This window comes from Vibrio sp. 10N.247.310.98, assembly GCF_041467395.1.
Taxonomy (GTDB): Bacteria; Pseudomonadota; Gammaproteobacteria; order Enterobacterales; family Vibrionaceae; genus Vibrio; species Vibrio crassostreae_C.
The window spans coordinates 1-13,118 of the sequence record NZ_JBFSUL010000019.1 but is presented as its reverse complement, the minus strand read 5'-3'; the positions used below and the strand labels follow the sequence as shown (position 1 = coordinate 13,118).

At 45.2% G+C, this 13,118-nt stretch carries 9 protein-coding genes; all 9 read left to right on the top strand.

Going from position 1 to position 13,118, the window contains the following annotated elements:
- Nucleotides 1-46: 46 nt before the first annotated feature.
- The 9 genes from AB6E78_RS09790 (at nt 47) to ilvN (ending at nt 13,023) form a co-directional block, all read left to right on the top strand.
- Nucleotides 47-706: a TetR/AcrR family transcriptional regulator gene (locus AB6E78_RS09790; RefSeq protein WP_017062933.1), complete on the top strand. Its 660-nt coding sequence runs from the start codon at nt 47-49 to the stop codon at nt 704-706.
- Nucleotides 706-2,043, top strand: a complete 1,338-nt coding sequence (locus tag AB6E78_RS09785; RefSeq protein ID WP_372133364.1) for an efflux RND transporter periplasmic adaptor subunit — start codon at nt 706-708, stop codon at nt 2,041-2,043. The genes AB6E78_RS09790 and AB6E78_RS09785 overlap by 1 nt, the downstream gene beginning before the upstream one ends.
- The gene (locus AB6E78_RS09780) at nt 2,040-5,147 is read left to right on the top strand and encodes an efflux RND transporter permease subunit (RefSeq protein WP_372133367.1); all 3,108 of its coding nucleotides are present in this window, start codon (nt 2,040-2,042) and stop codon (nt 5,145-5,147) included. Before AB6E78_RS09785 ends, AB6E78_RS09780 begins: the two co-directional genes overlap by 4 nt.
- 208 nt (nt 5,148-5,355) lie before the next feature.
- Nucleotides 5,356-5,880, top strand: a complete 525-nt coding sequence (locus AB6E78_RS09775) for a phosphatase PAP2 family protein (protein ID WP_123285532.1) — start codon at nt 5,356-5,358, stop codon at nt 5,878-5,880.
- Nucleotides 5,881-5,934: 54 nt separating this feature from the next.
- Entirely contained in the window at nt 5,935-6,990 is a 1,056-nt protein-coding gene (locus AB6E78_RS09770; RefSeq protein WP_017068817.1) for an MJ1255/VC2487 family glycosyltransferase, read from the top strand.
- Between the two features lie 346 nt (nt 6,991-7,336).
- A complete protein-coding gene (gene leuO / locus AB6E78_RS09765; RefSeq protein ID WP_137001755.1) occupies nt 7,337-8,296 on the top strand; it encodes a transcriptional regulator LeuO in 960 nt (319 codons plus the stop codon).
- A gap of 202 nt (nt 8,297-8,498) precedes the next feature.
- Nucleotides 8,499-10,307, top strand: a complete 1,809-nt coding sequence (locus AB6E78_RS09760) for a long-chain fatty acid--CoA ligase (RefSeq protein WP_102393664.1) — start codon at nt 8,499-8,501, stop codon at nt 10,305-10,307.
- Between the two features lie 462 nt (nt 10,308-10,769).
- Entirely contained in the window at nt 10,770-12,527 is a 1,758-nt protein-coding gene (locus AB6E78_RS09755; protein WP_017062926.1) for an acetolactate synthase 3 large subunit, read from the top strand.
- A 1-nt stretch (nt 12,528) separates the two neighbouring features.
- Complete coding sequence (ilvN, locus tag AB6E78_RS09750; RefSeq protein ID WP_008219984.1) at nt 12,529-13,023, top strand: acetolactate synthase small subunit; 495 nt, start codon at nt 12,529-12,531, stop codon at nt 13,021-13,023.
- The last annotated feature ends 95 nt before the right edge of the window (nt 13,024-13,118 follow it).

Genomic DNA, 13,118 nt, shown 5'->3' with positions numbered 1-13,118 from the left:
TCCCTATAATTAATCGTGTGATTAATTATAGGGATAGGTCTCAGTGATGGCAGCGCGTAAAGCAGGGCGACCTCAACAGAATCTAGATGTACGGCAGTTACTCATTGAGCACGCTCGAGATCTGTTCGTGGTTCAACCGTACGACAAGGTATCGACTCGCTTAGTTGCTGAGCGAGCGGGTGTGAATATTGCGATGATTCGCTATTACTTTGGCAGTAAAGCCGGATTGTTTGAGGCGATGCTGCGTGAAACATTACGCCCTATGCAATTACAAATGCAGAGACTCGTTGATGAAAGCAGTCATGAGAACTTTCTTGATTTAATGCGGACTTACTACAAAGAGATGGTCAAAGTGCCGAAGTTTCCTCGCTTGATAGCCCAAGTGATGAATATGCCTCCCTCTGAAGTGCAAAGAGAGTTGCTCGAAAAGGTTTTCCTCGATGTTGCAAAGCCAGCCCAAGATGTCATTTTTGAAAAGTTGGTTGAACAAGGCATCTTAAAACAGAACATGGATCCAAAATTGTGCCGTATTTCGTATGTAAGCTTGATGGTGTTTCCTTTCATCGCTCCGCCGCCTTTATTGGCAATTCATGGGATTGAGATTAATGAAGAATTTCTTAATCGTTTAATCGAACACAACATTCAATTGATGACTGAAGGCTTTATTAACGCACCGAGCCCTTCTTCCGTGCAGGACCAAAGATAATGAAAATAAATAAAAAACTACTCTTCTTTCCAGCACTTGCGGTTGGTGTTATTGGCCTTGTCGCCGCGATTAACTTGAAGCCGGATCTTCCAACCAAACCTGCGGGTGATAGGGCTCGCTTAGTTGATACTGTGAGCCTAGAACAACAACTGATAGCGCCGTTAGCGGTCGGCTTTGGCAAAGTAGTGCCTAAAGTTGAATGGAAAGCGATTGCTGAGGTGACAGGACAGATCGTGTATCGACATCCAGATCTTGAAAAAGGCCAGGTGATCCCTGCAGGAACGGTCGTGCTCAAGGTTGATCCATTGGATTACGAATTGAAACTGATACAAGCAGAGGCGGATCTAAAATCAAGCCAAACCTCATTAGCGAAATTGAATCAAGAAGAAGACAACCTTAATCAGACTCTTAAGATCGAAAAGAATCGCTTAGTGATCAGTAATAAAGAGTTACAACGTAAACAGGATCTGCGTAAGAAAGGGCTCACCTCTCAATCGGATGTCGATCTACAAAAACAAAGTGCGCTATCTCAACAGAAGTTGGTATTAGATATCGCGAACCAAATCGCATTAATGCCAGACGAAAAACGTGTTGCGCAAGCGGTGATTAAGGTCAATGTATCTAAAGTCAAAGAGGCGCAGCGCTCTCTCGATAAGACTACCGTCACTTTACCAAGAGCGATGCGAGTTGCTCAAGTTTATATCGAGCAAAATCAAGTGGTTAACCTTCAGCAAGAGATGTTTATTGCTCACGGGATTGATGTCATGGAAGTGGAGGCGCAACTTTCTATTCACGATATACAAACTTTAGCCTCCAGTTTTAAGCAGTTCCCTCGCGATACCGCAGGAATTCCTAATCCTTATGAAGCGCCAATCAAAGCAAGCATCCAACTTAACAGCGGTAACCTGAATCTTAGCTGGCCTGCGAAGGTAGCAAGAATCAGCGAAACGGTTGATGAAAACCAAGCGACGGCGGGGATTATTCTCGAGATCGCTCAAGACTATTCACAACTGCAGCCAGACAGCGCAACGCCGTTGGTTAATGGTATGTTTGTAAAAGCCGAGATTGAAGGTGTAGCGAATCTGAGTTGGGTTGTGCCGGAGCGAGCACTGCATGGTGATAAGGTTTACTTGATGGATGACAATCAGCGTTTGCAAGTGGTGAATGTTGAAGTGCTTTATCGCAGAGACAATCAAGTGGTTGTGAGTGGCGAGCTACAAACCGGAGACAAGTTGGTTCTAAATGATGTCCTGCCAGCTATCGAGGGCATGTTATTGAAAGAGTCGAACTCTGAAGAGGCTGAGCTTGAATCGGATACTCAGGAGAGTGCGTCATGATCAAGTTCTTCTCTAGGCACCCAACAGCAGCCAACTTGTTGATGCTTGGATTGTTGATCATGGGTATAAGCTCATTATCAACCATCAAACGTGAAACCTTCCCCGCTTATGATCCGCCTTACATTATGGCAGCCATCGTTTATCCCGGCGCCTCTCCACAAGAAGTGGAAGAGAGCTTGTGTGTACGAATGGAAGATGCAGTAGACGGCTTAGCCAACATTGAAGAGACTCAATGTGAAGCGATCGAAGGCAGCGCCCGTTTAATTCTCAAGTTAAATGAAAAAGCGGACATCGGCCGAATGCTGGTGGACGTGCAAACCCAGATCAACTCGATCAATGACTTCCCAACTGAGATTGAATCGCCTGTTGTTCAAGAGCTAGATTGGAATGAACCAGTTGTCGATATCGCTATAACAGCCGAAACGTCGTGGCCGGAACTTAAGGCCTACGCGGAAGATCTTAAGCGTACCATGAAGCTTGATTACGATGTCTCTTTGGTCGAGGTTAGCGGCTTCTCGGATCATCAATATCGAGTGGAACTGGATACCCAAGCTATTCGTCAGCTGGGTTTGAGCGTCGGTGATATTGCGGATCAGATTGGCCGTCAAAATGTAAAACTGCCGAGTGGTAACGTTGAAACACCAGACAAAAACTTTCTGATTCGTTTCGACGAGAGACGAATTACGCCTGTTGAACTGGAAAGCATCGTGGTTGGATCTGCGCCTAATGGTTCGGTGATTCGCTTAAGGGACATAGCCAAAATAACCGACCGCTTTGAGCTTGATGAACAGAAGGTACTGTTTGATGGTAAGCCTTCTGCGCTATTGAAGATCAGCAAAAACAAAGAAGATGATGCGCTGCGAATCAAAGAGAACGTGACCCGATTCGTTGAAGATCAAAGCACGATTGCCCCTGATGGTGTGACATTGCAAATGACCAATGATCTCTCGTCTGTGCTTTGGGATCGTTTAACCATGATGGTACGCAACGGCTGGCAAGGTATTGTGCTGGTGTTCGCAACTATGTGGCTGTTCTTCAGCTTACGTTATTCATTTTGGGTGGCGGCAGGGTTGCCAGTTGCCTTCCTTGGTGGCTTGTTCTTAATGGCCAACCTTGGTTTGTCGATTAACATTATGTCGCTGGTCGGGTTGTTGATGGCAATCGGTATTATGATGGATGACGCCATCGTGATCGCCGAATCGATAGCCTCCCATTTAGATCGGGGGCAAAACGTTGACGATGCGGTGTACAACGGTGTTAAGAAGGTGCTTCCCGGAGTGTTGTCTTCTTTCCTAACCACGGTGTGTATTTTCGGTAGTTTACTGTTTCTTGATGGTGAGATGGGCGCGGTGCTTAAGGCCGTTCCTCAAGTATTGATTTTGGTGCTGTCGTTGAGCTTGATTGAAGCCTTCCTGATTCTACCTAATCACTTATCTCATTCATTACATAAAGAAAAAAATGATAAGCCAGCGTTGCGCTTTAAAGTGGTGTTGCTTGAGAAGTTTGAGAACTTCCGTAATACCACTTTGATGAACATGGTTGAGAAAGTCGTGACCTTCCGCTACGCCTTTATGGGCGGAGTGATTACGCTGTTGTTGCTTTCAGTCGCCTTGATTGCTGGTGGTGTTGTTAAGTTTCAACCTTTCCCAGAGCTGGATGGTGATATTGCCGAGGCGCGTATTATTCTTCCGCCGGGGGCGTCACTGTCTCAAACCGAGATAGTGGTCGATAAGATTGTAGCATCAGCCGAGCGTTTAAATGCGCAGTGGAGCGAAGAGGTCGAAGAAGGCAACACCTTGGTTGAGCACATTACTAGCCAATTTAATGCCAACGCAGATGCCAACGAATCTGGTCCGCACTTAGCTACCGTGCGCTTAGACTTACGCGGAGCTGAGAGCCGTAACACGGTTATTGATGACTTTATTGATGCATGGCGAGAAGACATCGGTGACTTGGCTGATCCTATCTCGTTAGTTTTCAAGCAACCGACCATGGGACCGGGCGGCCGTGCGATTGAGATTCGTGCTAAGCATGATGACCTGAGCGCATTGAAATCGGCTTCTTTGGATATTCAGGAATACCTTAATCAGTTTGATGGCGTGCACGGCGTGCTGGATGACATGCGTATGGGTAAAGAAGAGATTTTGGTGAAGCTGCGTCCGGGCGCTGAGACCTACAATGTGAATGGACAGATGATCGCTTCCCAATTACGTGCGGCTTTCTTTGGTCAGACAGCGGATGAGATTCAAATCGGTGTTGAGAATATCTCGATTGAAGTGCGTCTTGATAAGGAGCAAGCGGGCGACATACAGCAGCTAGCTAACTTCCCAATCATTACCGCAGATGGCAGTCAGATCCCGCTAGCAACCTTGGCGACATTAGATTTCCAACGTAACTACGTGCGAATTCAACGTATTGATGGGCTGAGAACCATCAGTATCTTTGGTGATATTGATAATAAGAAAGCGAGTTCATCCGCGATTCTGGCTCAGTTCCAAAAAGATGAAGCCGCCAAACTTATTCAGAAGTACCCGGGTTTACGCTTTGATTTCGAAGGGGAGGCCAAGGATGCAGCCAAGACTGGCGCTTCGATGGGCAAAGGATTCTTGCTCGGCTTATTCGGCGTGTTTGCGATTCTTAGCTATCAGTTCAGAAGCTATTTAGAGCCTGTGGTCGTGATGTTAGCGATTCCACTCGCTTTTATTGGGGTGGTCGTTGGTCACTGGATACTTGGCCATTCTTTGAGTATGCCAAGCATGATGGGCTTTGTGTCGCTTGCCGGAATTGTGGTTAATGATTCCATCTTGTTGGTGCAGTACATTCGTCACCATGTCGATGAGGGAGATAGCGTGCATGACTCGGTGGTGAAAGCCAGTCGCGAGCGTTTCCGAGCGGTATTCTTGACCTCAATGACGACTGCGGCAGGTTTGCTACCGCTGTTGACGGAAACCAGCTTACAGGCTCAGGTTATCCAGCCACTGGTTATTTCGATCGTATTCGGCATATTTGCCTCGACCTTATTAGTATTGTTTATGATCCCAGCGGCCTACGCGATATTGGCGGATTTCGGTTTGGTGAAAAAGCACGAGCCTCTCTCGCTATAGACATTGGAAGCAAGAAAATAAGTAATAAACACTAAAGCGGCCTAGTGCCGCTTTATCTTTATAGGGTGTTTTTTCATATCCTTGGCCCGAGCGGCTGCACTGCGCATCCCAAGGAAATTTCATTTTAGTTCATTCAAAACGTCACTTAACTGTCATTTGTTGAGCATAACTTGAGCCTTAACTGAATAAGGATTGTTAAGGAGATCGTATGCGTACAATCGAACCTATTGTCCGTTGGGATGTGGCATTTTCTGTTTTCTGTTTAAAAAACCGTTATAGCGGGCAACATGCAACGCTCAGTAAAGCGGTGTCTCATACTGGAGATGGACACCTTTACGTGTTAATTGCATTGATTGCTTTGTTGGCTGATAGCAGTACTGGCCGAGATTTTCTATTGGTCGGTTTAACCGCCTTTGCCATCGAGTTGCCTATCTACTGGCTCGCGAAAAATACCCTCAAACGTCGCAGACCGGCAGAGTTCTCTTCACTGCTTTATTCCCACATTGTGCCATCCGATAAATACAGCCTGCCATCTGGGCATTCCGCGGCGGCTTTTGTTATGGCGACCCTAATCGGACATTTCTATCCGAGCTTATATCTCTTTAGCTTGGTGTGGGCAACTGCGATTGCTGGCTCTCGAATCTTACTTGGTGTGCACTTTTTAACAGACGTACTGATTGGCGCAGCCTTGGGCATCGCTTGTACCAGCCTAGCTATCAGCTTCATCCTGTAATTATTTTGTTGGCAACCACTGCCGAGCTTAAGTGGTAAATTTAAAGGAACATGCATGAAAATTTTATATGGCGTACAAGGCACAGGAAATGGGCACATCGCTCGAGCGAGAGCAATGGCCGTCGCTTTTCGTCAGCAAAATATTGATGTCGATTTTCTGTTCTCTGGGCGAGATGAGAGCAAATACTTTTCGATGGAAGCGTTTGGCAACTATCAGACCCGCAGCGGCTTAACTTTTTACAGCGAGCAGGGGCAGGTTAAATACGGCAAAACATTCATGAAGAACAACATCTGGCGATTTCTCCGTGAGATTAACCAGATCGATCTTACGCCTTATGACTTAGTGATTAATGATTTTGAGCCTGTCACTGCATGGGCGGCTAAGAGACAAGGTGTGCCATGCATTGGGATAAGCCACCAGAATGCGTTTCGTTATGATGTACCCAAAGAAGGGGGCAACTGGATTGAACATTCAGTGATTCAACATTTCGCCCCAACCGAGCACTCTATTGGCTTGCACTGGTATCACTTTGAACAGCCGATTTTGCCGCCTATCGTTCACACGCTGGTTGGTGAGCAACAAACCAAAACAGCACAAGACTTTACGTTGGTCTATTTGCCATTTGAGGATCTTGAGTCGATCTCAGAGCTGCTGATGAAGTTCATTTCGCAAAACTTTGTCTGTTACCACCCGGATGTGATTGAGCATAGCCGAGTCGAAAATATTGAGTTCAAACCACTGAGTCATGCGGGCTTTCAATTCGACCTCAATCAGTGCTCTGGTGTGGTCGCAAATGGCGGCTTTGAATTGCCATCTGAAGCCCTAACTTTGGGGAAGAAATTGCTTCTCAAACCACTCGAAGGACAGTTCGAACAACAGAGCAATGTGGCGACGCTAGAGGCCCTTGGGTTAGCTCAAACCATGACGTTTTTAGATGCGGCTATCTTGCGCGCTTGGCTCAGTGAAAAACAGGCCGAAGTGGTCACCTATCCAGACGTGGCAAGTGCACTCGTTGAGTGGGTATTAGCAGGGAATTGGTCTAATCAAGATGATTTAAGAAAGCAACTTTGGGACAAGGTCGACTTTCCAAGTTATGCATCGCTCACCTAACTCATAAGTGCTATCTCTGAATTGACCGGTTGAACAATTCACGAGCTCAATAAATTGTAACAAATGTAACCAAACGATAGAACAGCTAAATAAGTCGAAATTAAACTCATAAGTGACGCATTTTATGTTTTTTTATAACTCTATAAATAATTGATTTTTAGATGTTGTTTAATCATTAAGGTAAAATAAAATTATTCTTTATCAATCTTGTTGGTAGCTCGAGATGTATTGGTTAATAGTAATGTCAATCCGAAAAACATCGGTCTGATAAATATAAGAATTAGTGGTTATCTATTCTCATACCATTACCAATTTAACGCTGTCGAACCGACAAGAGGCAACTTGAATGTTAGATAAGAAAGACGCAATGAGTGCTATTGCAAGCTACAGAATGGAAAGCACACTTCGTGGAGTCGACTTAAATCTTTTGACTGTATTTGATGCAGTTATGCAAGAGCAAAACATTACACGTGCAGCTCACAATCTGGGTATGTCTCAGCCTGCTGTAAGTAACGCTGTTGCTCGTCTAAAAGTGATGTTTAACGACGAACTATTCATGCGTCAAGGTCGTGGTATTCAACCGACTCAACGTGCTCGTCAGTTGTTTGGTCCAATCCGCCAAGCGCTACAGTTAGTACGCAACGAACTACCAAGTTCTGTGTTCTCTCCAGAGTCGTCTTCTCGCCTGTTCAAACTAGCGATTTGCAGCCCTTGTGATATGCGTTTTGCTCCTAAGATTATGTCGACAATCAACGAGCAAGCACCTAGCGTGAAACTGCACATGGATGCTGAATTCGATCGTCAACTTTCTGAGCGTATGCGCTACCAAGAAATCGACTTCGTTATTGATTACGCTCGTTTTGATGAGCAAGGCTTCTCAAGCACTGAAATCTTCCAAGACGAATTAGTTGTGGTTGCTTCTGCTTCTCACCCACGCATTAACGGTGAAGTAACAGCGGCAGAGCTGCTTAACGAAAAGCACGCGAAATTGTCTCGTATCCACGGTCAACGTAGCTTCTCTGAGCAAGCTTACCGTGACCTAGATTGCACGCCTTTCTACGAAGGTACGAGCTTGAGCAACGTTCTTTACGTTGTAGGCCAGTCTGAACTAGTAACAATTGCTCCTCGTTGGATGGTAGAACATGCAGCAAACAAAGAGCAGCTTCAGATTCTAGATTTCCCATTCGATAATGCGGCGATTTCTGGCTTCCTAAGCTGGCACGAATCAAGTGAAAAGGATAAAGGACACATTTGGTTACGAGATCAGTTAATGATGATCTGTGGCGAAGTAGTGGCACTTAACTAGACACTAATCCCTATGATTTATAAGCCCTAAGCTAGGAGACTGGCTTAGGGCTTTTTTATGCGCGCTATTTTAGTAGGTAGAAAACTAAGCGTTAGACGTACTATTACTTATAACTTTGAGCTTCATCAGTTGCCTTTTCCATGATCAGAGGTACACTTGTGCGCTCAAAAAAGCTTACAGGTGTAAGCCTAAAGGTAAAGAGATGGCCAATTTAGATTTTCATATCGTAAAAAGACTTCGTGACCAAATTGCCCAAGGCGGCAACCGTACAGCTTTGAAGCACAAAGTAGACAATGTATGGCAAGGCATTAGCTGGGAACAGTTTGGACAACAAATCGATACGCTTTCATTAGCACTATTGGCTCAGGGACTGAGAGTTCAAGATAAGATCGGTATCTATTCAAATAATATGCCTCAATGGACCGTGGCAGATTTTGCATCTTTACAAGCTCGTCTTGTGACTGTGCCGATTTATCCAACCAACACAGCAGCACAGTCGTCTTACATCATCCAAAATGCGGATGTGAAGATCTTATTCGTTGGTGAGCAAGTTCAATTTGACGCGGCGGTGAGCCTATTCGAAGAGTGTGAACAGCTAGAAGTGGTTGTCGCGATGTCTGATGATATCGATCTTCAAGGCCATAGCTTTGCGGTATCTTGGGCTGATTTCATGGCGCGCGGTGTTGAAGCTCAGCAAGCTGAACTTGATGCTCGTCTTGCAGATGCAAGCATGGACGACTTACTGACTCTTATCTATACCTCTGGTACTACTGGCCAGCCGAAAGGCGTAATGCTTGATTACACCAATATTGGCTATCAATTAGAAGGCCACGATGAGCGTCTAAGTTTAAGCAAAGACGATGTCTCATTGTGTTTCTTACCGTTATCACACGTATTTGAGCGTGCGTGGACGTTCTACGTTCTCTATAAAGGCGCAACCAACTGTTACTTGCAAGATACCATGCAGGTGCGTGACGCGCTGAGCGACGTGAAGCCAACCGTAATGTGTGCGGTTCCACGTTTCTACGAGAAGATTTTCTCTGCGATTCACGAGAAGGTTTCGAAAGCGCCGTTTATCCGCAAGGTTCTATTTACTTGGGCGGTGAACATGGGAGCGAAACTCTCTGTTTGTCACCAAGAAGGTCGCACTCCTTCGCTAATGCTGAAGAAGAGCCATGCATTAGCAGATAAGCTAGTACTCTCTAAATTGCGTGCGCTGCTGGGCGGTAATATCAACTTCATGCCTTGTGGTGGCGCGAAGCTTGATGAGACGATTGGTCGTTTCTTCCATGCTATCGGCATCAACGTAAAACTTGGCTACGGCATGACAGAAACCACAGCAACGGTGTCTTGCTGGGATGACCGCTGCTTTAACCCTGATTCTATCGGTATGTCGATGCCGGGCGCAGAAGTTAAGATTGGTGCTAAGGACGAGATTCTTGTTCGCGGTCCAATGGTGATGCGTGGCTACTACAAGATGCCAGAAGAGACAGCTAAGACATTCGATGAGCACGGTTTCTTGAAAACCGGTGATGCGGGTCATTTTGATGAAAATGGTAACCTGTTCATTACTGATCGTATCAAAGAGCTGATGAAAACTTCTGGTGGTAAGTATATTGCCCCGCAAGTGGTTGAAGGTGCGATTGGTAAAGATCACTTTATCGAACAGATTGCTGTTATCGCTGATACACGCAAATTCGTTTCTGCGCTGATTGTTCCTTGTTATGACTCGCTAGAAGAGTACGCCAAAGAGCTTAATATCAAGTATCACGATCGCGTTGAACTTGTTAAGCACCACCAAATCGTCGAGATGCTAGAAAAGCGTGTGAATGACCTACAGCAAGAACTGGCGAAGTTTGAGCAAGTGAAGAAGTTCAAGCTACTGCCAAAAGCGTTTTCTATGGATGATGGCGAACTGACGCCGACCCAGAAACTGCGCCGTAAGGTTATCAACGATAAGTATCAAGACGAAATCGAAGAAATGTACACTGAAAAGTCGAAAGATAAGTAGTTTTCTACTGAGATAAATTTTCAGTTGTTTAAAAATCCCCCTACGAATGTGATTGCATTTTTAGGGGGATTTTTTTGTATCTAATGACACAGCACAATGTGCGAAAGCGCACACCAGCAAGCTCGCGGTTTATCGATAAATAGCGATCTATTAAAATATTAAGTGCTTTTTTTTGTTCGATAACTAGTGTTTAAACCTAGCGTGGGGGGCTGAGTTGGGTTTTATTTAATGCTTTGAGCTAATAGTTGGTTTTTTGGCACAGTTGCCGAATAACAGGTGTTAGACCAGATGATAATAAAGCGTTAAAGTTGTTTCGTATTACTGTTTGTTGTTATCACGACAGACAGCCATAGCCGAAAAAGTGGAAGTATTTCGAATTAGGCTACGAATAAGCCCTAGACTATGAAAAAACCAGCCCAACATGTTCACCAAATATGATTGGAAACTGGTGAGGAGAGCAATATGACAACAAAACCTGAAACAGCCATGTCATCCGGCGCTGAAATGTTATCCGGCGCTGAGATGGTGGTGCAGTCTCTAATTGAAGAGGGTGTAGAACAAATCTTTGGTTACCCAGGTGGTTCTGTACTTGATATCTACGATGCGTTGCATGCTAAAACTGCTGAAATTAAACACGTATTAGTGCGACACGAACAAGCCGCTACCCACATGGCAGATGGCTATACTCGTTCTACCGGTAAACCGGGTGTAGTACTTGTGTGTTCTGGTCCAGGTGCGACCAATACCGTTACTGGTATTGCAACCGCCTACATGGACTCAATCCCAATGATTGTTATTTCTGGTAACGTACCAAATAACCTCATTGGTAACGACGCCTTCCAAGAGTGTGACATCGTGGGTGTATCACGCCCGATCGTTAAACACAGCTTCTTAGTTAAGAAAGCGGAAGATATCCCTGAAGTCGTTAAAAAAGCATTCTATATTTCAACGACAGGGCGTCCCGGTCCTGTGGTTATTGATCTGCCGAAAGATATCTTAAACCCACAAATCAAGCTTCCTTATGAATACCCTGAAACGCTCAAAATGCGTTCGTATAACCCAACGGTTACGGGTCATAAAGGTCAGATCAAAAAGGCGCTAAAAGCCCTTCTTGAAGCGAAGAAGCCGGTACTTTATGTCGGTGGTGGTGCGGTTATTTCTGAGGCAGATAAGCCGCTGTTAAAATTAGCAGAGGCACTGAATTTACCTGTGGTAAGCACCCTAATGGGGCTTGGCGCTTTCCCTGGCACCCATAAGAACTCTTTGGGTATGTTAGGCATGCATGGTTTATATGAAGCCAATATGGCGATGCACAATGCGGATTTGATCTTTGGTATTGGCGTACGTTTCGATGATCGAACGACTAATAACCTAGATAAGTACTGCCCTGATGCGAAGATCATGCACATTGATATCGACCCATCTTCGATCTCTAAGAACGTAAAAGTGGATCTACCGATTGTAGGTTCTGCTGAAAAGGTTCTAGAGAGCATGGTGAACTTGCTCGTTGAGCAAGGCGGCACTAACGATGCAGAAGCGATTGAAAGCTGGTGGAGTGAAATCAAGCAGTGGCAAGAGCGTGACTGCCTAGCTTACGAGAAATCGTCTGAGCGCATCAAACCTCAACAAGTAATTGAAACACTGCATAAAGTAACCAATGGCGATGCCTATGTTGCTTCTGACGTAGGTCAACACCAAATGTTTGCTGCTTTATACTACCCGTTTAACAAGCCACGTCGTTGGATTAACTCTGGTGGTCTAGGCACGATGGGCTTTGGTCTGCCTGCTGGTATGGGCGTTAAGTTTGCAAAACCAGACGAAGAAGTGGTTGTAGTAACCGGTGACGGCAGTATTCAAATGAATATCCAAGAGCTGTCGACTGCGCTGCAATACAATATTCCCGTTAAGATTATTAACCTTAACAACCGTTTCCTAGGCATGGTAAAACAGTGGCAAGACATTGTTTATCAAGGTCGTTACTCTAACTCATATATGGACTCTGTTCCTGATTTTGCTGCTATTGCTGAGGCTTATGGCCACGTTGGTATGCGTATTTCATCTCCGGATGAACTGGAATCAGGTTTGGAAAAAGCACTAGCGATGAAAGACCGTTTGGTATTTGTCGATATTAGTGTGGATGACACTGAGCACGTATACCCAATGCAAATCAAAGGCGAGGGTATGGATAACATGTGGCTAAGCAAAACGGAGAGAACATAATATGAGACACATTATTTCACTACTAATGGAAAACCAACCTGGTGCGCTTTCTCGTGTAGTTGGCTTGTTTTCTCAGCGTGGCTACAACATCGAGTCTTTGAACGTATCGCCAACCGATGATCCGACGCTGTCTCGTCTTAATGTAACCACTAACTCGAGCGAAATGCAGCTTGAGCAGATCCAGAAACAGCTGCATAAGCTAATCGACGTACTAAAAGTGCAAGAAGTGTCTGAACTTGAACACATTGAACGTGAGCTGTTGATGGTAAAAGTACGTGCGAGCGGCTTTGCTCGTGCGGAAGTGAAGCGCACAGCGGATATCTTCCGTGGTCAGATCGTTGATGTTACGGCTTCTCAATATACGGTTCAAATGGCGGGTACTAGCGAGAAACTGGATGCCTTCATTCAGGCGCTGTCTGAAGTGACGGAAGTGCTTGAAGTAGCTCGAAGTGGTGTTGTTGGCATCGCACGAGGCGAACGTGCGTTGAAAGCCTAGACGATAAGTCTTTAAAAAATAACTTTAAAGCCGCTTTTTTAAGGTTCATCGCGGATTAGCGGGAACTAAAAACAAAAACGGTAGTAAGTGATATG

Coding starts and splice junctions, on each gene's coding strand:
- AB6E78_RS09760 (WP_102393664.1), top strand. CDS start 8,499: ATGGCCAATTTAGATTTTCATATCGTAAAAAGACTTCGTGACCAAATT.
- leuO (WP_137001755.1), top strand. CDS start 7,337: ATGTTAGATAAGAAAGACGCAATGAGTGCTATTGCAAGCTACAGAATG.
- AB6E78_RS09785 (WP_372133364.1), top strand. CDS start 706: ATGAAAATAAATAAAAAACTACTCTTCTTTCCAGCACTTGCGGTTGGT.
- AB6E78_RS09780 (WP_372133367.1), top strand. CDS start 2,040: ATGATCAAGTTCTTCTCTAGGCACCCAACAGCAGCCAACTTGTTGATG.
- AB6E78_RS09775 (WP_123285532.1), top strand. CDS start 5,356: ATGCGTACAATCGAACCTATTGTCCGTTGGGATGTGGCATTTTCTGTT.
- AB6E78_RS09790 (WP_017062933.1), top strand. CDS start 47: ATGGCAGCGCGTAAAGCAGGGCGACCTCAACAGAATCTAGATGTACGG.
- AB6E78_RS09755 (WP_017062926.1), top strand. CDS start 10,770: ATGACAACAAAACCTGAAACAGCCATGTCATCCGGCGCTGAAATGTTA.
- ilvN (WP_008219984.1), top strand. CDS start 12,529: ATGAGACACATTATTTCACTACTAATGGAAAACCAACCTGGTGCGCTT.
- AB6E78_RS09770 (WP_017068817.1), top strand. CDS start 5,935: ATGAAAATTTTATATGGCGTACAAGGCACAGGAAATGGGCACATCGCT.